The sequence below is a fragment of the Thalassospira sp. CH_XMU1448-2 genome (assembly GCF_037027285.1).
GTDB classification, from domain to species: Bacteria; Pseudomonadota; Alphaproteobacteria; order Rhodospirillales; family Thalassospiraceae; genus Thalassospira; species Thalassospira profundimaris_C.
In genome coordinates this window covers 69,904-88,821 of record NZ_JAYMEA010000002.1, presented here as the reverse complement: position 1 = coordinate 88,821, position 18,918 = coordinate 69,904, and the positions used below count along the sequence as shown (strand labels likewise).

Genomic DNA, 18,918 nt, shown 5'->3' with positions numbered 1-18,918 from the left:
ATATTAATTATCATATTCATCGAATTGATCATATAACTTATTGCCGTCAAACTCCGTGTTATTCACAGGCGCCGCCTGCCCCTTATCCGGAGAATTTGACATGAAAACACTGATTACCGGCGCAACCGGCCAACTTGGAAGCCTCGTTGTAAAACATCTTCTGGATCACCTTCCCGCCAATCAGATCGCCGTAAGCGTTCGGACACCTGCAAAGGCCGATCAGCTTGCCACCCAGGGCATTGATGTGCGCCATGGCGATTTTGACGACCTTGCTTTGATGACGACCGCGTTCAAGGGCATTGATACCGTCCTGATCATTTCGGCAGAGGCCGATAACGCCACGCGCATTGCACAGCATCGCACCGCAGTTGATGCAGCCAAGGCTGCCGGGGTTAGACATCTGGTCTATACCAGCATTGTCAATCCGCGTGCGGATGCCGATTTCACCTATTCGGCCATCCATCTTGATACCGAGAATTACATCAAGGCAAGCGGCCTGGACTATACCCTGCTGCGCAACAGCTTCTATGCCGACCTGCTGCTGGCCGGTGTGCCGCATGCTCTTGAAACCGGCGCTTATGGCGCACCGGCTGGGGATGCCAAAATCACCTATATCCCGCGCAATGATCTGGCCGAAGCAGCAGCAACCGTGCTTGCCAATCCGACCGCACATATCAACAAAATCTATGATCTGACCGGCGGCAAGGCCGTCACCCATACCGAGATCGCAGGTTACATCGCCAAGGCCACCGGCAAGGATATTCAGTTTGCCGACCTGCCCGCTGATGTCCATGTCGGCATCCTCAATGGCATCGGGCTGCCGGGTCATCTGGTCGAAGCCCTTGCCGGTCTTTATGTTGGCGCCAAGAAAGGTGACTACGAAACCGTCAGTGACGATTTCGAAAAACTTGTCGGACGCAAACCGCAATCTGTTGAGGACTTTATTGCCGGAGCGCTCAAATGACCGGATCAAAATCCATTCTGCGGTCAGCGTTACTCATGGCCTTGCTCACTATCACGCACCCGCTTCACGCAGGCGAGATAGAGGATCGCAATACCGCCAATACCGTCGCATTCTATGAGATGGTTTTTAACCAGCATAATGTCGATGGCGCGATTACCAAGTTTATGGGCGATGAATATATTCAGCATAACCCCTTTGCGCCTGACGGCATTGAAGGGTTCCGCTCAGCCATCACAGGCTGGCTGAAGGCCGATCCTTCGATCCATGCTGACATCGTCCGGACAATTGCCCAGGATGATCTGGTCACACTTCATGTTCGCTCCACGTCCGCACAGGGCGAAAGTGCAGTGATAGATATCTTCCGGCTTGATGCAGATGGCAAGATTGTCGAGCATTGGGATGTTTCCCAGCCTGTTCCTGACCAACAGGCTCACGACAACACCATGTTTTAGACCACTGGCACCGCAACAAACAAACAGCCGCCCGACATTCCGGGCGGCTGTTTGTCTAGATAAGAAAACGGGGCCCGAACGGGCCCCGGCAAGTTTACAGGGAGACATCCTGGAACTGACATTACGGAGCAAACGCCAGCAGGGAAGAAACGAAAAGCACGGCGGTCGATGTGATCGAAAAGACGACATATTTGACAATCATGTTCAGGTTCCTTTGCGGGGAGGCAGGCAAGTCGGCACCGGGGACGCACCACCTTGCCTGCCGGGTAGAACTTGCTTCCGCCGAACTTTCCTATCCGTTTAAGGCACCGGAACATGGCGGGGTAATCGGTTTGGGTTGTTTCAAAGTCCGAGTTCGGACAATCCCGGATGATCATCGGGACGGCGGCCAAGCGGCCAGTGGAACAGCCGTTCCTGTTCAGTAATCGGCTTGTCATTGATCGAGGCAACGCGATGGCGCATCAGGCCATGTTCATCAAATTCCCAGTTTTCATTGCCATAGGCACGAAACCAGTTGCCGCTGTCATCGCGATATTCATAGGCAAAACGCACCGCAATTCGATTTTCACGGAATGCCCAAAGTTCCTTGATCAGACGATATTCCCGCTCCTTCTCCCACTTGCGGGTCAGGAAGGCGACGATGTTTTCACGTCCTTCAAAGATCTCGGCGCGGTTACGCCAACGGCTGTCCTCGGTATAGGCCAGTGCAACTTTACTCGGGTCTTGCCCGTTCCAGCCGTCTTCGGCCAAGCGAACCTTTTGCGTAGCGGTTTCAAGATCAAAGGGCGGAAGTGGTGGACGTGACATGGTTTTCATCCTTGGACTGTCATCAGGAAAAAGACCCCGGTCGACGCGGGCAGATATGCGGAGGGGGGACCGTCGACCGGGGCGCACCGGAATGTTACGCAGCCGCAGCGCGCACTACCGGGAAGTCAATCGGGGTGCCAAATGCCTCGTTGAGGTAATTGGTGAGGGTGTTCAGCGCGACATGCGCAACAATTTCGACAAGCTCGGCTTCGCTGTAACCAGCTGACTTGACGGCATTGACGTCTTCCTCGCTGACCTGCCCGCGCTGGTGAACCAGTGCAACCGCGAAACGCACGGCAGCATTGGCCTTCTGATCGCTCGACTTGCCATTACGGTTGGCTGCGATTTCGGCATCATCAAGCTTGGCAAGGTTTTTACCAAGATAGCTATGCGCTGACAGGCAATAGTCACAACCATTGATCTGGGCAACAGCAAGCGCGATGCGTTCGCGGGTCTGGGCGTCAAGTGCGCCCTTTGCCAGGGCACCATTCAAACCAAGATACCCTTCAAGGGCAGCCGGGCTGTTTGCGGTCAGACGGAAAAGGTTCGGCACGACACCGAGCTGTTTGTTGACGGCCTCAAGAAGCGGCTGGGCAGCTGCAGGTGCGGCGTCAATCGACGCAGGAAGTGTAATTCTGGTCATGGGGTTTTCTCCTCAATAGCGAAATGTTCGTATTCAAGTATCAACATGAATACAGACAGGTCTGTCTACTTGTCAAACATATTTTTAAAACGATCATTCTGAAATTTTGAAACTATTGCTTTTCTGCGACTTTCAGGGCAAAAGAATACAGACCGGTCTGACTATTGGAGATATAAAAGTGCGATCAAAACGCGACGATCTTGTCGATACTGCCTTGCGCCTGTTCTACACACAGGGCTTCAACGCCACTGGAATTGACAAAATTCTGGCCGAGTCCGGCGTCGCCAAAATGACCATGTACAAGCACTTCAAATCCAAGGATGAATTGATCCTTGCCGCGCTGCAACGCCGGGATGAACAGTTTCGTGAATGGCTTGCCGGCGAGATGACAAAGGCATCTGATCACCCGCGCGAACAGCTTCTTGCGATGTTTGATGCCCTGGAACAATGGTTCCGGGGACGTGCCTTTAAGGGACTCGGCTTTGCGGGCTGCGCCTTTATCAATGCATCGGGCGAGTTTTCACAATCCGATCATCCAGCCCACCGCCTTGCAGCTGAACACAAACAATCGGTTCTCGACTACATCGCCGGCCTTTGCGCGGATGCAGGTGCCAGGGATCCGGTCACACTTGCCGAACAACTCGCCCTACTCAAGGAAGGCGCAATTGTGACCGCTCAGGTACGCGGCCTTCCTGATGCCGCCCAAACGGCAAAATCGATTGCCAAGGGATTGCTTGACGCGGCCCTGCCCGCTTAGGTCCCCCCCCCCCCCACAAAACAAAACGGGGCCCGTTACGGCCCCGTTTTTGTATATCCGGTCGTCAGATTTACCTAGTCGTTCAGATCAACAAGAACAACTTCGCCATTCTGAAGTTTCAGACCAAGCTGCCCGTGTTTAAGGCGCAAGGCATACTGACCAAAAAGATCACGACGCCAGCCATGCATGGCCGGAACATCGGCATTATCATCAGCCGCAATGTTCTGAAGATCATCGCCAGATGCCACCAGACGCTGGGCAACACCCTTTTCCTCGGCGCAAAGCTTTAGCAGCACCTTAAGCAGTTCTACCGTCGGGCCAATCCCGGCCGGAAGTTCGATGCGCTGCTTGGGCTTCGGCCACAGGTCCTGCGGACTGTCCAGGGCTGCCTTGATGGCCTCGATGATCGCCTGACCGGGTTTGGAGCTTCCGAAATTACGGCCAACACCCCGGGTCTTGTCGAGATCTTCTTCACTCATCGGCTGACGCGCGGCGATATCAAGAAGCGTGTCATCGCGCAGAATGCGATTCCGTGGAAGGTTCTTGCGCTGGGCCTCGGTTTCACGCCATTCGCCAAGCGCACGAGCAACTGCCAGAAACTTCGGGCTGTTGGACCGTGTCTTGAGACGCAACCATGCTTCCGCCGGATCAATCGAATAGATCGACGGATCGGTCAGACGTTCCATTTCCTCATTGAGCCATACGGCACGGCCATTGGCCTCAAGACGATCATGGAAGTCTTCAAAGATCACCCGCAGATGGGTGACATCCGAAAGCGCGTAGCTGATCTGTTTCGATGAAAGCGGACGGCGCGACCAGTCGGTAAAGCGCATCGATTTATCAATGCTTTTGCGCGCCACCTTGTTGACCAGCGTTTCATATCCAACCTGATCACCATAGCCCAGCACCATGGCAGCCACCTGGGTGTCAAACACCGGATGGGGCACCTTGCCAGACAGATGAACAAAGATTTCGATATCCTGACGGGCGGCGTGAAACACCTTGATCACGCTTTCATCCTGCATCAGGTCAAACAGCGGAGTCAGGTCAATGCCCTCGGCAAGCGGATCGACCGCCGCACCGTTGTCGGAATGTTCAGGGCTTGCAAGCTGCACAAGACACAGTTGCGGCCAATAGGTCGAATCCCGCATGAATTCGGTATCGACAGTGACATATTCGAACTTGCGCAAGCTTTCACACAGTGTGCGCAGTTCTTCTGTAGTTGTAATAGGTTCCATGAGGATTGCTATAGCATTGCCCGGATCAATTCGCCAGTAGCTTCGATGCAGGTCTGATCATCAATATATTCAGACAACAGCAGATACCCAGACATCGCCGCAGCCCACTCAAGTCCCTCGGATAATCTCGTCAGATAATCTCGTCTTCATCCAGCAACGGATCAGATTGCAGATGGGTTTCGATGGCATCCATGCGTTCCTGCACTTCGGATGGTCGCTTGATCGAGGCCACATGAAACAGCGCGTCCCCCTGATTGACAATCGGAAGGTTGGTACGCCCGATAATCAGGCCGTCCTCACGCGCAAAGACTTCTTCATCGGTTTGCCCGAACGGGTCGGCCACGGCGGCCACCACGTCGCCTGCATGGACAAACTCGCCGGCAATCTTGAATGTCCGCAAGATGCCGCCGACAGGCGCGCGCAGCCAGTGACTGTTCGATGACTTGAACGACTTCACGCGCGGTTCGCGTATGGTCCGTTGCGATATCATGCCCAGTTTGCGCATCACGCGCAAAACACCCGACACCCCTGCCCGGATCGACATTTCATCAAAGCGAAGCCCCTCGCCTGCTTCATAAAGCAGGATCGGCACCCCCAGCTCGCGTGCGGCCTGACGAAGCGATCCTTCGCGCAACGGGCTGGTCAGAATGATCGGCGCGCCAAAGGCCTCGGCATATTCCATGATGTCAGGATCGTCTTCATTGACCCTGATCTGGGGCAAGTTAACGCGGTTAACAGCCGCGGAATGAAGATCAATTCCGAAGTCCGACCTTTCAACAATTTCATGGAGGAAAAGATGGGCAAGCTGGGCGGCCAGCGATCCACGCGCATGCCCCGGAAAACTGCGGTTAAGGTCGCGGCGGTCAGGCAAATAGCGCGTATGGTTCAAAAAACCGAAGGCATTGACCAGCGGCACCGCAAGCAAGGTCCCGCGCATCCCGCGCAGTCCTGCTGATTTCAGAACGCGGCGGATGACTTCCACGCCGACAATCTCGTCACCATGCACCGCCCCGCTGACAAACAGAACAGGACCGGGGCGTTTCCCGTGAACGACATTGACCGTCAGATTGACCGGCGTGTGATTGGAAAGAAGCGAGATCGGAATATCGACAATCTTGCGTGTCCCCGGAGCAACCTTTTTCCCGCCAATTTCAAAATCAGGGGTCTTGGGAGTTTTGTTTTTTCCCTTGGCCGTTCCGGTTTCGCTCATGCCGTCATCCTTTGCCTTTGGTCCGGACCTTGCCCGGACGGTAATCTTTCTCAAGGAATTCGATAATCATGCTGGCAATATCCTTGCCGGTAGCACCTTCGATCCCCTCAAGGCCCGGTGACGAGTTGACTTCCATCACGACAGGCCCGTGGTTCGAACGCAAAATATCGACACCACAGACATTTAGCCCCATTGCCTTGGCGGCTTCAACTGCTGTTGATCGCTCCTGCGGAGTAATACGGACAGAGCGCGCCGAACCACCGCGATGGATGTTCGACCGGAAATCGCCCTCGGCCCCCTTGCGTTCCATGCTGGCAACGACCTTGCCACCAATCACAAAGCAACGGATGTCAGTATTGCCCGCTTCCTTGATGAATTCCTGAACCATGATGTCCACGCTGGCACCACGGAAAGCCTCGATAACCGATTTCGCCGACTTTTCGGTTTCGCCAAGAACCACGCCGATCCCTTGCGTTCCTTCAAGCAGCTTGATCACCACCGGCGCACCACCAACAATCGACAGAACCTCGTCGGTTTTCTTCGGATCATGGGCAAAGGCCGTTACCGGCAGACCAACACCACGGCGCGCAAGGATCTGCAGCGACCGCAGCTTGTCGCGCGAACGGCCAATCGCAACCGATTCATTGAGCGGATAAACACCCATCATCTCGAACTGGCGAAGAACAGCCAGACCGAAGGACGTAACCGAAACGCCAATGCGCGGAATGACAGCTTCGTACCCCAGAAGCTTTTTGCCGCCATAATAGATTTCGGGTTTCATCGACGTAATATTCATCGAAACACGCAAGGTGCTGATGATGTCGATCTCATGCCCACGCGCTTCGGCAGCCTCGACCAACCGTTTGTGGGAGTAAAGATTCGGATTCCGCGCAAGCATCGCGATTTTCATACAATGAACTCCCGTGGTCGGCATCAAAAGGCGCGCGAACGATCCAGACGTCGTTTGCGGGGCTTTGAAATACTGTCAGAAAGAAAAAACGATCCTGCCGGGAATTTGTTCCGTCACACGATCGTTCTTCTGCGCATCTAACTCTGTTCGGGCTTCCCTGCAAGATAAGATTTCGATGGCAGCACCAAAAATCTTCCTGCCTTCATCGCCGTACGCCCCAAAAGCATGGGAAACCCCATGATTGAGCGGTTGGCAAGCGACACTTCAACTTTCAATTTGTGATGCCCGACGACGATATGGGTCGACACAATGAACCGTTCTTCGGCATTTCCGTTCGACGAACGAATCTCGCGAAGCTCGACCAGCGGGGCACAACACTGGATGCGCCCGTGACCATCACCGCGATAATGGGGCAAGACGAACTGAACATAATCGCGTCCGTCCAGGGTAATCTGTTTGGGATTAAGCGCGTGCAGCGACGACGTCCTTGCCCCTGTATCGACCTTGGCCTTGATCTGCGGAACATTAAGGTCGGGGAGTCCGATCCATTCCCGCCAGCCCAGAACATGTCCATCAGCAATCAGGGCTTCGGTCTGGGATTTCAATGACGGTTTTGCTTTAAGGCGTTGCGGGCTCACATGCACAGTCCGGTAATTGATAATGCCTTGAATATAGACTGCAAATGGCTGAATGGCATACGGATTTAACGCATCCGGACGATTTAGTCCGCGCGATTACCGTGCCCTATGGCCATCTGGATATCTTCCATCACGCTGCGCACCAGCGGCAAGGTTACGGCGCGCTTTTCAGCAAGCGCACGGCGATCAATTGCCGCCACCAGATCGGTCAGTGCCACAAAGGACCGTTCGATCCGGGGCAGGATATAGCTGATGGTTTGCGGGCCTGCCTGAATTTGCCGATCCGCAAAAAGCTTAAGCAGCAATCCGACCATAAGGTCATCATCGGGCGGCGAAATCTCGCAGACCAGTGCCGCCCCAAGACGCGATTTCAAATCGGGCAAGGTCACTTTCCAGCGCGCAGGCGGCAAGGTTGCCGTCAAAAGCAAATGCCCGCCCCGTTCCTTGAGCATATTGTAAAGATGAAAACAGACCGTCTCGTCGAGACCGCCATCGGCGTCCTCGATGACAAGCCCCTGCGCATCACCAAGAAGCGCGTCGGGATCAACACCGCCAAGATCGCCTGCAGCAACGCTAAGGGCTGCGGACCGCGCCCGCCACACTTCGGCCAGATGGCTTTTGCCACATCCCTTGGGCCCATAAAGACACAAAGCCGGCACCGGCCAGTTCGGCCACTGGTCAATCCAGGCCACCGCTTCGCGGTTACATTGGGCAACCATGAAATCATCACGTCCAAGAGCCGGACGCAATTCAAGAGCCAGTGGCAATTGTTGCGGGGCGACTTCGGGCGTGATTGCCGCGCGGTCATCCTGCACATCCGCCACCGGATTGTCTGTTTCATTGGCCGGATTGTTTGTTGCCCGGGTCACGATGGTCTCAATTCTCGCCGTCTGTAACCGCATCACCGCGTGGATGATCCGGTCCGTGGTCATATAGATGACTACTGAGATACTGCCTTAAACCGTAACGCACAAGTACGCCGATCACCGCCGCAACCGGAACCGCCAGCATCACCCCAAGCAAACCGAACACCGCACCACCGGCAAGCAAGGCAAACATCACCCAGACCGCATGAAGACCGACTTTGTCGCCAACCAGCTTGGGGGTCAGGAAGTTGCCTTCCAAAATCTGTCCGATCCCGAACACCAGCGCGACAAGACCAAGATCAATACCAAATCCGAACTGCGCAATCGCAACCCCCATCCCGACTGCAAAGCCTGCGATCATGCCAAAATACGGCACAAAGGATACCAAGCCGGTCATAAGCCCGATCACAAAGCCGAATTCAAGTCCGGCAAGCGTCAGGCCCAATCCGTAAAACAGGCCAAGCAAGACGCAAACGGTCGCCTGCCCGCGCACGAACCCGGCAAGGGTTTCATCGATCTCGCTGGCACATTGGCGGATATCCTCGGCCGAACGACGCGGCAGATAGCTATCGATCTTGGCAACAATCTTGTCCCAGTCGCGCAACAGATAGAACGACACAACCGGGGTAATAAACAGCAAACTCAGGAAGTTCAGAAGCGCCAGACCACCGGAAAGCACATTGGTCAGAACATTGCCAACCCACTTGAGCGCATTGGCACTTTGGCCCTTAACAGCATCGGAAACACTTTGCAGGGTCTCGGGCGCAACGCGGTCAAGGATATGCTGCAAATACGGTGCAACATTGGTGCGCAACGCATCGACATAGCCCGGCAACCGTTCAAGGAACCCGGCAAGCTGGCTTCCGATCATTGGGACGATCAAAAGCAGGACCAAAATAAAGACAAGGAAGAACAACACCGTAATGATGCTTGTCGCGATGGTTCGGCTGGCGCCGCGCGCTTCAAGCTTGTCTGCCAGCGGGTCAAGGAAATAGGCAATCGCCATCCCGGCAACAAACGGCAACAGGATGCCCGAAAACAGCCAGACCAGAAAGAAGAAGGCGACAGTGAATAAAAGCCAGAAACGTGCCTTTTGCCGTAACGTCATGTCTGGGTACCCCTTTTTGCCAGACGCCCGAAACCTGTGGCGAAAACTCAGGGGGCGTTAACCGCACCCCTGTTAGGCTTTATGGCGCGCCGCTTGGCTTATCCGCCAATCGACAGGCCCTGCAAACGGTCCGAACCGGTCGGCTGGATGAACCAGAGCTCGCCCATGCGACTCAGATTAAGGTTCTGCTGGTTAAGGGCCGTCTGCAGCTGACTGGTCGAACCGACGAAATCCAGCGACAGCTGAACTTCGCGGCGTGACATCGCCACCACGCGCGAGTTACGCACAACCGGAAGACCGATCAGCTTGTCCTCGATCTTGGCCCAGTCCTGCAAACCGGTAATCGGGATAAACACCATCAGGCTGCCGCCCGTGCTGTAATTGATCAGGTTCGCACGCTTCCAGCCATCGGCAAGCTGATCCTGTACCGACTTCGCGGCACGCACCAGCGTCTCGTTCAGCGTTTCACCAGGAAGCGTATTTTCCTGAACACCAAACACCTGCGGGCCGCTGTTGGGATCATAGCGGGTCACGGTCACATTGACACTTTCCCCGCCGGTCGGTCCGGCAACATCTGCACTTGCCACCACGGCGACCCCCGCCCCATAGCGATTTGCCAGTGTCGTAAGACGTTCCATCGACCCATTTTCCGCCTGTTCGGCTGAAATGGTGCCAATATCGGTCAGATCACCAATCGGTGCCTTGACCGGAACAAGTCCCGATGTCGCGATATTGCGTGACCAGACATCGCGCCAGGGATTGGGATCATCCCACAGGCTGACATAGCCCGATGTGCGATAGACCGGGACGATCATCACCGGTTTTGATTGCAGCTCGGCAAAGGAGATATCCCGGAACCGCAAGAAACGGCGCAATTCATCATCCTTGAAGCGCACGGTCATGTCCGCGATGTATCGTACCGACGAAGTTTTTTCGTTCGACAGACCGAAATCGCGCACCATATTGGTGATTTCCGAGGTCGCAGGAATCTGCAATCCGGCGCGGTCTTCGGGCAGCGTCAGGCGCGCAACCACTTCTTCGAATGCTTTGCGCTGTCCGATTTCCAGTGCCTTTTCGCGCGCAGCTGCGGCGGTTTCCGCACTTTCATCGACATGAACGCCCGTTACGGTGAAAATGTCCTGTGCGAAAGCCGGAAATGCCATCAGCGCAGAAACGGTAACGGCGCCAGCCAACATCTTGATGTTTTTCAATGAAGTAAGCACGTATGCCTCGTTGCCCTAATCGTGTCTTGTCGAATTCTTGTGCAATGCTCTTTGTGGCATGTTGCACGCATTCTGCAAAGAAAACTCTGTCATGCGCAGGTGATCATTGCATATTGTCCGCGTTTGAGTATTTTCGGCCCAGCGGAAATTATCAAGCCCGCGTTTTTTATCAGTAGGACTGACGAATATTCCTGCATCTGATTAAAGGCGTCAGTAAGGCGGATTGGTCAAACAGCAGCATATCCGCTGCGACCCGGCCCGCAAATGCCCGGTGAACGTCGATTGGAAGTCGGTACGTATTGATGAAAAACGCGGGTTATGCCGCCCTTTTTTCATGCATGCTTGATGCCAAGGATCACCAAAATGACCGCCTCCAAAGGCCTTACCTATAAGGACTCCGGTGTCGATATCGATGCCGGTAATGCCCTTGTCGATCGAATCAAACCGTTGGCCAAGGCCACCTCGCGCTCCGGTGTTTCCGGCGGGCTTGGCGGTTTCGGTGCACTTTTTGACCTGAAGGCTGCCGGTTACAACGACCCGGTTCTGGTTTCCTGCACCGACGGTGTCGGCACCAAGCTCAAGGTCGCCTTCCTTGCCGACAAGCACGACACCGTCGGTATCGATCTTGTCGCCATGAGCGTCAATGACCTTGTCGTTCAGGGCGCTGAACCGCTTCTATTCCTTGATTACTTCGCAACCGGCAAACTGTCGGTCGATAATGCCGCCGACGTGGTTGCGGGCATCGCCGAGGGCTGCAAACAGGCTGGCTGTGCACTGATTGGTGGTGAAACCGCTGAAATGCCGGGCATGTATTCGGATGGCGAATATGATCTGGCCGGTTTTGCCGTGGGTGCCGCCGAACGCGGTGCACTTCTTGATGGCAGCAACGTTGCCGAAGGTGACGTGATCCTTGGTCTGGCATCGAGTGGCGTTCACTCGAACGGTTATTCGCTGGTCCGCAAGGTTGTCGACAAGGCAGGCCTTGGTTACAGCGACGAAGCCCCGTTCGCACCGGGCAAAACCGTTGGCGAGGCCCTTCTTGAACCGACCAAAATTTACGTCAAAAGCTGTCTGGCAGCCCACAAGGCCGGTCTGGTCAAGGCCCTTGCCCACATCACCGGTGGCGGCCTGACGGAAAACGTTCCGCGCGTTCTGCCGGAAAACCTGACGGCTGTCTTTGATGCCAGCACCTGGGAATTCCTTCCGATCTTCAAATGGCTCGCCAAAGAAGGCGGCATTCCCGCCGTCGAGATGGCACGCACCTTTAACTGCGGCATTGGCATGTGCGTTGTGGTTCCGGCTGACAAGGCAGACGAGGCCGAAGCCATCCTGCGTGAACATGGCGAAACCGTCAGCCAGATCGGTGTGATCGGCCCGCGTGCCGGTGACGGCCCGCAGGTCGTTATCAAGAACATGGGCCCCGCATGGGAAAAGTAAGCAAGCTTAAACTCGCCGTTCTGATTTCAGGCGGCGGGTCCAATTTGCAGGCCATCATTGATGCCTGCAATGCAGCTGACTACCCTGCCGAAATCGTTCTGGTTTTCTCAAACCAGCTTGACGCAGGCGGGCTTGAACGCGGCCGCAAGGCAGGCATCCGTGCCGAAGCCATCCCGCACAAGGGCTATCCCGGCGGGCGCGAAGCCTATGACGCGGCGGTCAGCACCCTGATCGAGGAAAGCGGTGCGGATCTTGTGGTGCTTGCCGGATATCTGCGACTGGTCAGTGAAAGCTTTGTCACCCGCTGGAAAGACAGGCTGATCAATATTCACCCGTCGCTTCTGCCAAGCTTCAAGGGCCTGCATGTTCATCAGGCTGCCCTTGATGCCGGGGTCAAATTTGCCGGATGCACCGTGCATTATGTTGTCCCCGAAGTCGATAGCGGCCCGATCATCGCCCAGGCAGTCGTCTCTGTTCTTCCAGGCGATGATGCGGGCAAACTCGCCCAGCGCATCCTTAAACAGGAACACCGCATCTACCCGCAGGTCATCCGCTGGATCGCCGAAGGCCGCGTCTCGGTCAATGACAAGGGCATCGTGACGGTTGCCGACGCCCCGCAGGCCGATTTTGCTGAAATCAACCCGGCGCTTGAACCCGGATGAAAGAACCTTTGGCGCTGGCTGCGCAGGTTTCTGAACGCATAAAAGGCGGGACATACCATATGTCCCGCCTTTTTCTTGGCCTGCTGCCAGATCCGCAAACCGGGGTCATAATCTTTGCGCATTCTGATGCTGTTATGGGATCAACGAATACCACCACCGCCACGGAAAACCGATACCATGATGCGCAAGCTCTCCGGACTGATCATCCCCTTCGCCCTTTTGGCCATGCTCACCAGTCCTGCGATGGCCGATTCCGATCCAGATCTGGACTCCTACAAGGCCGATATGCAAACGGGTGAAAAATCCTGGCGGGCACAAAAATGCGCTGTCTATCAGGAAACCCGGGATGAAATGCTTGATGAAATTCCGCGCGGCGCACTCAGCCCCGAATTTGCCAAGGCCGAAGAAGACTATATCGAGAATGGCTGTGCCGGGCGAGCCTATGCCTGCCCGAAATCCAAGACAGAGCTCGACTACGCCAACGAGATGTCACTTGCGATGATGAGCCACGGGCTCACCGGTACCTTCCTGCCCTATGGTTGTCGCAACGATGGTCAATGAGCCAGTGTGACCTTGGTCAAAGGGATGATATTTATGGTTAATCTTGGGCTTGCCTCACCTCAACCCAGCAGATATAAATTTGAAAAATTCAAACCTAGGAGGCAATCTTGCAGGGTAACGACTACGAACTTACCGACACCCATGTCGCGATTTATGACGGTTTCACCAGCTTCGTGAAATGGTCGACCATTTCGGTTATCGCCATTCTGGTCCTGATGGCCATTTTCCTGCTGTGATCTGCCTTTGGCATTGATCTGATTGCATCAAGCCGGAATTTAAAAAGCTGCCATTCTCTGGCAGCTTTTTTTGTTTTCAGATCGTATCTGTCACATAAGTGACGACATCAAAGCCCTCGTGAATGGCTGGTGGTTGAAAAGCCGCACAAATCTGGTGGAACTGGGTGTCACTGGCCGCAAACTGATGCGTTCCCGTCCGGTTGCGTGCCCGCAGGCGCTGCTTGCAGACATCTTCACCCAGATCAAGAAAATGCAACGTGTGACCGGCACCGGCATCTTCGTATATCTGCCGCATCCAGCCGCGCAAGGTCACGGTATTGGCAGGAAAATCAAGCACCACGGAAATCCCCGACATCAGCAACATGCTGATATGCGGGCCCATGACGGTGCGAAGTTTCCCTGAAACACGGATATAATCGGCAACAGAGGTCATCTGATCGCCAAACAAGACCGAAAGCCATTCATCCTCGGCAATCAGAACTGTTCGGGGTTTTCGCGCCAGTTCTGCGGCAAGCGTGGATTTTCCGGCGGCGATCTTTCCGCATAACATATGCAGCACGGGGGCCGCTTGGGCTGGTTCGGCTGGCTCGGCTGATTGACGTCGATCTTGATGCGATGGCGCAGGCTGCATTTAAATCTCCCTTGTTCAAAAAATACCGGGAGACAGCCACAAAAAACCCGCCTCGCCGGCGGGTGGGTTTCATTTGGTCAAAACGTCGCTACCCCGCCATCCTGTGAATGACGGTAAAAATTCGTGCAGATGCATTGGTTACAACATTTTCCATACCGGCATCATTGCATGGGGACCCTGCCTTGTCCACAACGTTGCGGCGCACAAAACGATCCGTGAACAAAAGATATTCACCCTCAGGTTAAATATCGCTAAGATTTGTCTGTTGTCTTGATTGATAGCCGGGGTACCCCCGAAATCCGAAACAATCGGACCCAGCAATTGGGCCCAGAAATTGGGGAGGAAACAATGCAAGGAAGCGACTACGACGTCGAACTGGTCAAGGTCCACGAAACGGGCTGGCACAACTGGACCAAGTTCGTTCTCTGGAGCATTATCTCCATTGCTGTTTTGCTGCTTTTGATGGCGGCTTTCCTGATAGATTGATCTCTCATTCCAGAACGCAGGCACAAAAAAAAACGCCCCGCAATCTGCGGGGCGTTTTCTTTACCGGATGAACCGGAATTCTGTATTCCAAGCTTAGCCGACGATCTCGGTCTGAGCGAAGAAGTAAGCAATTTCGATTGCAGCGTTTTCGAGCGAGTCCGAACCATGGACCGAGTTCGCTTCGATGGATTCTGCAAACTGCTTACGGATGGTGCCCTCTTCGGCGTTTGCCGGGTTGGTTGCACCCATAACTTCGCGGTAGGTCGCGACAGCGTTTTCGCCTTCCAGAACCTGGACGACGACCGGGCCGGAGACCATGAAGTCTACGAGCTCACCGAAGAACGAACGTTCTTTGTGAACTGCATAGAAACCTTCAGCCTGAGCGCGGGTCAGTGCGACGCGCTTCTGTGCGACAATGCGCAGGCCAGCTTCTTCGATGACGGCATTGATTTTGCCAGTCAGGTTGCGGCGCGTTGCGTCCGGCTTGATGATCGAAAGAGTGCGTTCGACAGCCATTGGTTTCACCTAGCTTTTTAAAATTTCGTTACCCCCCAAGAGGGCTTCCAAAAGGGCCTGCGGAACATAAAGGAGCCATAGATTAGAGCTCCCTTATCATCCACAGACCCAAAGGTTGGCGCTATATAAACGGGCTTGAAGCGCAACGCAACAGATAGTTCTGCCCGCGCAATACAGACCTGCAGTAGCTGCATTGACCTCAAAACCATCACGAAAATGCGCAAAAACGCATAAAACTGCGATTCTTCCGATGGTTACAACCCTGCTGTTTCCGGTGATTTTCCACGGGTTACAGTTTCAAGAAACCTTGCTTCAAACGGCACTCTGCCCTATTGAAAGCACAGAAATCCTTGCGATTCCCCCGACCACTGGCGGGAATGCTCGGGAAAACCGGATTACACGATCAAGAGAACGACCGATAAAATGCTGCAAATTACCGATCTCACCTATCGTATTGGTGGCCGCGTCATTCTTGACCAGGTTTCCCTGACCATTCCCGATGGCCATAAAGTCGGCCTGATTGGCCGCAATGGTGCTGGCAAATCCACCCTGCTCAAGCTGATCTCGGGCGAACTGGCAACCGATGGTGGCGACATTGTCCTGTCAAAGCGTGCCCGCATGGGCGTGGTTTCACAGGAAGCTCCTGCTGGCAGCCGGTCCCTTCTTGATACTGTTCTTGCCGCGGATACCGAACGCGCAAGCCTGCTTGACGAGGCCGAAACAGCCACCGATCCCCATCGCATTGCTGAAATCCACACCCGCCTTGCCGATATTGATGCCCACACCGCCGAAGCGCGTGCTGCATCGATCCTTTCGGGCCTCGGCTTTGACGCCGAGGCTCAGCAACGCGCCTGTGATGACTTTTCCGGTGGCTGGCGGATGCGTGTTGCCCTGGCGGCGACCCTGTTCCTGCGTCCTGATCTGCTGCTGCTTGACGAGCCGACCAACCACCTTGATCTCGAAGCCACCATCTGGCTTGAAAACTATCTGATCAACTATCCCGGCACGATCATCCTGATCAGTCATGATCGCGATCTTTTGAACCGCGTGGTCAAAACCATTGCCCATCTGCATGATGGCACGGTGACGCTCTATGGCGGCAATTACGACAAATTCGCCAAGACGCGCCGCGAACAGATGGAACTGGCCTCCAAGCATTATGAAAAACAGATCGCCCAGCAAAAGCATCTGCAATCCTTCATCGACCGCTTCCGCGCCAAGGCCAGCAAGGCCAAACAGGCGCAAAGCCGTGTCAAAATGCTTGAAAAAATGGGTCCGGCCATTCCGGTGGTCGAGGATCGCGGCATTAGCTTTGACTTCCCGAGCCCCAAGGAACTGCCGCCGCCCCTGATCAATATCCATAATGGTGAAGTCGGCTATGAGGCGGGCAAACCGGTTCTGCGCAATATCAGCCTGCGCATTGATATGGATGACCGCATCGCCCTTCTTGGCGCCAATGGCAATGGTAAATCAACACTGGCCAAACTGCTGTCGGACCGGCTTGAACTGACCGACGGCGAAAAGACATCCTCGAACAAACTGCGCATCGGGTATTTCGCCCAGCACCAGACAGACGAGCTCCGCGGCGATGAAACGCCTTATCAGCATATGGCATCCCTGATGCCCGATGTGATCGAAAGCAAGGTCCGCGCCCAGCTCGGCCGCTTTGCCTTCGAAGGCGCGAAGGGCGACACCAAGGTCAAGGACCTTTCGGGTGGTGAAAAGGCGCGTCTGCTGTTTGCCCTGATGACGCTTGATGCCCCGCATATGCTGATCCTTGACGAACCAACCAACCATCTTGATATCGACAGCCGCGATGCGCTCAACCATGCGCTCAATGCCTATGAAGGTGCGGTCATCATCATCAGCCACGATCCCTACCTGATCGAGGCCTGTGCGGATCGTCTGGTTCTGGTAGCGGACGGCACGGTCACATCGTTTGACGGCGACGTTGCCGAATACCGCCAGTATCTTCTCGATCGTGCGCGCATGGAACGCCGTGCCAACAAGAACGGCGGCGAAGACGGAAACGGCAATGGCAAACCCGCCAAACGCGACCGCAAGGCAGAACGCCAACAGGCCGCCGAAAAGCGTAAAGTAGCCGCCCCCATAAAGCGCGAAGTCGAAAAGCTTGAAAAGCAGATGGAAAAGCTTTCCGAACGCAAAGCCGGCATCGAAGAAAAAATGGCTGACCCGACCCTTTACGAAGACGCCAACGCGCAAAAACTGGCCGACATCCAAAAGGAACTCGGCCAGATCGAAAACGAGCTTGCCATGGTCGAACAGAAATGGCTCGACAAGCAGGAAGAGTATGAGGCGATGGTGGCCTGAAAAAGGCAGAACCACTAGGATATTGGGCCCACACCACCCTTAGAAAGCTTCTAATGGCGCTTGTCTAAAGCGATGTGACGAAATATAAATTAGCTGCAATCATCAACCTTCGGTTAATTTAAAAACGGGTGAGGGACATCGTTTTGGCCCACCTGCTTGCCTTACCCGCAATGTGAAAGAATGTTCAGATTGTCCGAAACGGCACAGGTTCCGATATCGCATTTTGACACGGCCAGTATCGAGCCAGATCATCGCTTTGATGCCTGGCAAGAAAATATCGGCGTCTTTTTCGATCTTGCCATGCCCGATGGCGGGAAGCAGTCAACGAATGTTCATGCAAAAATCGATGTCTGCAATCTCGGCGACGCCGTTTTTGGTGTAACCAGATCACAAGCCCAGCGATTCACGCGCAATACCCGCCGGGTGATACAGGATGACATGGATCACATTCTGGTTCAGCTTTTCCTCAAGGGCAGCGGTGTTACCAAAGACAACGAGCATATCGTTGCAGGCGACATGCTGATCATTGATCTTGATCAGCCCCATGACATGACCAACAGCGATTTTGAAAACCTGACCCTTGTCCTCCCACGGGACAAGCGACCGGAAATATCCGATCGCTTGTCGGCTTTGCATGGCAGGAGGCTATCATCGGAAAATCCGCTGATCAGCTTTATTGGAAGCGGTCTTTTAAATCTGTGGCAAAGCATTCCCGGCATGACAATCAGTCAGGCGGACAGCGCGATGCAGGGTACCCTTGATCTGATGCAGGGATGCCTGCTGCGCAAGGGGCTTTTCCCCGATGAATATGATTTGCCGACTTCTGTGGCTTTAACCCGGATCATCTATCGCTATATCGAAAACAACCTGTCCGAAAACATCACCCCGGCATTGCTCGCCCAGACCTTTCGAATGTCACGGTCACAGATTTACCGCATCTTCGCCCCCCATGGCGGCGTGGCGACTTATTTGTGGGACTGCCGCCTGCAGCGCAGCCTGCAATTGCTGTCACAGCACCGCTTCAGCCACAAGAATATTGGCACCATCGCCTTTGAATGCGGCTTTAACAGTGAATCCCATTTCAGCCGGACCTTCCGGGCTAAATTCAACGCAACACCAAGTCAGGTCCGCGCCGAAGCCCTCAATGCTCTTTTGCGTGACGGGGACACACCCCCGTCATCAACAAGCTATGCCGCAGGGTTGCCGTACTGGGTGCGGCAGCTTTAACAGCGGGGCGTCGGA

General features: G+C 54.7%; 21 protein-coding genes. 10 read left to right on the top strand and 11 right to left on the bottom strand.

The features are described from left to right. The first annotated feature begins 100 nt into the window (after nucleotides 1-100). The gene (locus tag WA318_RS07735) at nucleotides 101-964 is read left to right on the top strand and encodes an SDR family oxidoreductase (protein ID WP_336080489.1); all 864 of its coding nucleotides are present in this window, start codon (nucleotides 101-103) and stop codon (nucleotides 962-964) included. Further along, nucleotides 961-1,416: a nuclear transport factor 2 family protein gene (locus WA318_RS07730; RefSeq protein WP_336080488.1), complete on the top strand. Its 456-nt coding sequence runs from the start codon at nucleotides 961-963 to the stop codon at nucleotides 1,414-1,416. The genes WA318_RS07735 and WA318_RS07730 overlap by 4 nt, the downstream gene beginning before the upstream one ends. Nucleotides 1,417-1,758: 342 nt before the next feature. Here the strand turns inward: WA318_RS07730 and WA318_RS07725 are convergent, their stop codons facing one another. Both WA318_RS07725 and WA318_RS07720 read right to left on the bottom strand, forming a co-directional pair. Next, nucleotides 1,759-2,223: a nuclear transport factor 2 family protein gene (locus WA318_RS07725; RefSeq protein WP_336080487.1), complete on the bottom strand. Its 465-nt coding sequence runs from the start codon at nucleotides 2,221-2,223 to the stop codon at nucleotides 1,759-1,761. Between the two features lie 94 nt (nucleotides 2,224-2,317). Continuing rightward, nucleotides 2,318-2,866 (bottom strand): carboxymuconolactone decarboxylase family protein, encoded by a 549-nt coding sequence (locus tag WA318_RS07720; protein WP_114098797.1) that lies wholly within the window; start codon nucleotides 2,864-2,866, stop codon nucleotides 2,318-2,320. A 178-nt stretch (nucleotides 2,867-3,044) separates the two neighbouring features. Here WA318_RS07720 and WA318_RS07715 point away from each other — a divergent pair, with 178 nt between their 5' ends. Next, the gene (locus WA318_RS07715) at nucleotides 3,045-3,623 is read left to right on the top strand and encodes a TetR/AcrR family transcriptional regulator (RefSeq protein WP_336080486.1); all 579 of its coding nucleotides are present in this window, start codon (nucleotides 3,045-3,047) and stop codon (nucleotides 3,621-3,623) included. Nucleotides 3,624-3,697: 74 nt separating this feature from the next. Here WA318_RS07715 and rnd read toward each other — a convergent pair whose 3' ends face one another. From rnd to WA318_RS07680, 7 genes are all read right to left on the bottom strand, one after another. Next, the gene (gene rnd, locus WA318_RS07710) at nucleotides 3,698-4,861 is read right to left on the bottom strand and encodes a ribonuclease D (protein ID WP_114098799.1); all 1,164 of its coding nucleotides are present in this window, start codon (nucleotides 4,859-4,861) and stop codon (nucleotides 3,698-3,700) included. A gap of 130 nt (nucleotides 4,862-4,991) precedes the next feature. Next, entirely contained in the window at nucleotides 4,992-6,071 is a 1,080-nt protein-coding gene (locus WA318_RS07705; protein ID WP_114098800.1) for a succinylglutamate desuccinylase/aspartoacylase family protein, read from the bottom strand. A gap of 4 nt (nucleotides 6,072-6,075) precedes the next feature. Further along, nucleotides 6,076-6,981, bottom strand: a complete 906-nt coding sequence (gene rimK, locus WA318_RS07700; protein WP_114098801.1) for a 30S ribosomal protein S6--L-glutamate ligase — start codon at nucleotides 6,979-6,981, stop codon at nucleotides 6,076-6,078. A gap of 137 nt (nucleotides 6,982-7,118) precedes the next feature. Continuing rightward, nucleotides 7,119-7,619: an ATP-dependent zinc protease family protein gene (locus WA318_RS07695; protein ID WP_336080485.1), complete on the bottom strand. Its 501-nt coding sequence runs from the start codon at nucleotides 7,617-7,619 to the stop codon at nucleotides 7,119-7,121. A gap of 83 nt (nucleotides 7,620-7,702) precedes the next feature. Beyond that, nucleotides 7,703-8,488, bottom strand: a complete 786-nt coding sequence (locus tag WA318_RS07690) for an HdaA/DnaA family protein (protein WP_336080484.1) — start codon at nucleotides 8,486-8,488, stop codon at nucleotides 7,703-7,705. A 7-nt stretch (nucleotides 8,489-8,495) separates the two neighbouring features. Continuing rightward, on the bottom strand, nucleotides 8,496-9,593 hold the full coding sequence (locus WA318_RS07685) for an AI-2E family transporter (RefSeq protein WP_336080483.1): 1,098 nt from the start codon (nucleotides 9,591-9,593) through the stop codon (nucleotides 8,496-8,498). A 98-nt stretch (nucleotides 9,594-9,691) separates the two neighbouring features. Beyond that, nucleotides 9,692-10,816 carry a DUF2066 domain-containing protein gene (locus tag WA318_RS07680; RefSeq protein ID WP_258548734.1) on the bottom strand — a complete coding sequence of 375 codons (1,125 nt, stop codon included), beginning with the start codon at nucleotides 10,814-10,816 and terminating at the stop codon, nucleotides 9,692-9,694. Nucleotides 10,817-11,179: 363 nt separating this feature from the next. On the opposite strand from WA318_RS07680, the gene purM reads away from it, so the two are divergent. The 4 genes from purM (at nucleotide 11,180) to WA318_RS07660 (ending at nucleotide 13,712) form a co-directional block, all read left to right on the top strand. Beyond that, nucleotides 11,180-12,253, top strand: a complete 1,074-nt coding sequence (gene purM, locus WA318_RS07675) for a phosphoribosylformylglycinamidine cyclo-ligase (RefSeq protein ID WP_336080482.1) — start codon at nucleotides 11,180-11,182, stop codon at nucleotides 12,251-12,253. Beyond that, nucleotides 12,241-12,915, top strand: a complete 675-nt coding sequence (gene purN, locus WA318_RS07670; protein ID WP_336080481.1) for a phosphoribosylglycinamide formyltransferase — start codon at nucleotides 12,241-12,243, stop codon at nucleotides 12,913-12,915. Before purM ends, purN begins: the two co-directional genes overlap by 13 nt. Nucleotides 12,916-13,092: 177 nt before the next feature. Next, the gene (locus tag WA318_RS07665) at nucleotides 13,093-13,476 is read left to right on the top strand and encodes a hypothetical protein (RefSeq protein ID WP_147252008.1); all 384 of its coding nucleotides are present in this window, start codon (nucleotides 13,093-13,095) and stop codon (nucleotides 13,474-13,476) included. 107 nt (nucleotides 13,477-13,583) lie between these two features. After that, nucleotides 13,584-13,712, top strand: a complete 129-nt coding sequence (locus tag WA318_RS07660) for an aa3-type cytochrome c oxidase subunit IV (protein WP_220150325.1) — start codon at nucleotides 13,584-13,586, stop codon at nucleotides 13,710-13,712. Nucleotides 13,713-13,788: 76 nt separating this feature from the next. On the opposite strand, the gene WA318_RS07655 is transcribed toward WA318_RS07660, so the two are convergent. Then, entirely contained in the window at nucleotides 13,789-14,262 is a 474-nt protein-coding gene (locus tag WA318_RS07655) for an AAA family ATPase (protein WP_336081472.1), read from the bottom strand. A 429-nt stretch (nucleotides 14,263-14,691) separates the two neighbouring features. On the opposite strand from WA318_RS07655, the gene WA318_RS07650 reads away from it, so the two are divergent. Next, entirely contained in the window at nucleotides 14,692-14,829 is a 138-nt protein-coding gene (locus WA318_RS07650) for an aa3-type cytochrome c oxidase subunit IV (protein WP_147252010.1), read from the top strand. Nucleotides 14,830-14,922: 93 nt separating this feature from the next. On the opposite strand, the gene ndk is transcribed toward WA318_RS07650, so the two are convergent. After that, the gene (gene ndk / locus WA318_RS07645; RefSeq protein WP_068518216.1) at nucleotides 14,923-15,345 is read right to left on the bottom strand and encodes a nucleoside-diphosphate kinase; all 423 of its coding nucleotides are present in this window, start codon (nucleotides 15,343-15,345) and stop codon (nucleotides 14,923-14,925) included. 423 nt (nucleotides 15,346-15,768) lie between these two features. On the opposite strand from ndk, the gene WA318_RS07640 reads away from it, so the two are divergent. Then, the gene (locus tag WA318_RS07640) at nucleotides 15,769-17,676 is read left to right on the top strand and encodes an ABC-F family ATP-binding cassette domain-containing protein (RefSeq protein ID WP_336080480.1); all 1,908 of its coding nucleotides are present in this window, start codon (nucleotides 15,769-15,771) and stop codon (nucleotides 17,674-17,676) included. A gap of 180 nt (nucleotides 17,677-17,856) precedes the next feature. Continuing rightward, a complete protein-coding gene (locus WA318_RS07635) occupies nucleotides 17,857-18,903 on the top strand; it encodes a helix-turn-helix domain-containing protein (protein WP_336080479.1) in 1,047 nt (348 codons plus the stop codon). Nucleotides 18,904-18,918 lie beyond the last annotated feature (15 nt).

What these genes read in the sequence shown, in the direction of transcription:
- WA318_RS07735 (WP_336080489.1), top strand. Translation starts at nt 101, where the DNA reads ATGAAAACACTGATTACCGGCGCAACCGGCCAACTTGGAAGCCTCGTT.
- WA318_RS07730 (WP_336080488.1), top strand. Translation starts at nt 961, where the DNA reads ATGACCGGATCAAAATCCATTCTGCGGTCAGCGTTACTCATGGCCTTG.
- WA318_RS07725 (WP_336080487.1), bottom strand. Translation starts at nt 2,223, where the DNA reads ATGTCACGTCCACCACTTCCGCCCTTTGATCTTGAAACCGCTACGCAA.
- WA318_RS07720 (WP_114098797.1), bottom strand. Translation starts at nt 2,866, where the DNA reads ATGACCAGAATTACACTTCCTGCGTCGATTGACGCCGCACCTGCAGCT.
- rnd (WP_114098799.1), bottom strand. Translation starts at nt 4,861, where the DNA reads ATGGAACCTATTACAACTACAGAAGAACTGCGCACACTGTGTGAAAGC.
- WA318_RS07705 (WP_114098800.1), bottom strand. Translation starts at nt 6,071, where the DNA reads ATGAGCGAAACCGGAACGGCCAAGGGAAAAAACAAAACTCCCAAGACC.
- rimK (WP_114098801.1), bottom strand. Translation starts at nt 6,981, where the DNA reads ATGAAAATCGCGATGCTTGCGCGGAATCCGAATCTTTACTCCCACAAA.
- WA318_RS07685 (WP_336080483.1), bottom strand. Translation starts at nt 9,593, where the DNA reads ATGACGTTACGGCAAAAGGCACGTTTCTGGCTTTTATTCACTGTCGCC.
- purM (WP_336080482.1), top strand. Translation starts at nt 11,180, where the DNA reads ATGACCGCCTCCAAAGGCCTTACCTATAAGGACTCCGGTGTCGATATC.
- purN (WP_336080481.1), top strand. Translation starts at nt 12,241, where the DNA reads ATGGGAAAAGTAAGCAAGCTTAAACTCGCCGTTCTGATTTCAGGCGGC.
- WA318_RS07665 (WP_147252008.1), top strand. Translation starts at nt 13,093, where the DNA reads ATGATGCGCAAGCTCTCCGGACTGATCATCCCCTTCGCCCTTTTGGCC.
- WA318_RS07655 (WP_336081472.1), bottom strand. Translation starts at nt 14,262, where the DNA reads ATGTTATGCGGAAAGATCGCCGCCGGAAAATCCACGCTTGCCGCAGAA.
- WA318_RS07650 (WP_147252010.1), top strand. Translation starts at nt 14,692, where the DNA reads ATGCAAGGAAGCGACTACGACGTCGAACTGGTCAAGGTCCACGAAACG.
- ndk (WP_068518216.1), bottom strand. Translation starts at nt 15,345, where the DNA reads ATGGCTGTCGAACGCACTCTTTCGATCATCAAGCCGGACGCAACGCGC.
- WA318_RS07640 (WP_336080480.1), top strand. Translation starts at nt 15,769, where the DNA reads ATGCTGCAAATTACCGATCTCACCTATCGTATTGGTGGCCGCGTCATT.
- WA318_RS07635 (WP_336080479.1), top strand. Translation starts at nt 17,857, where the DNA reads ATGTTCAGATTGTCCGAAACGGCACAGGTTCCGATATCGCATTTTGAC.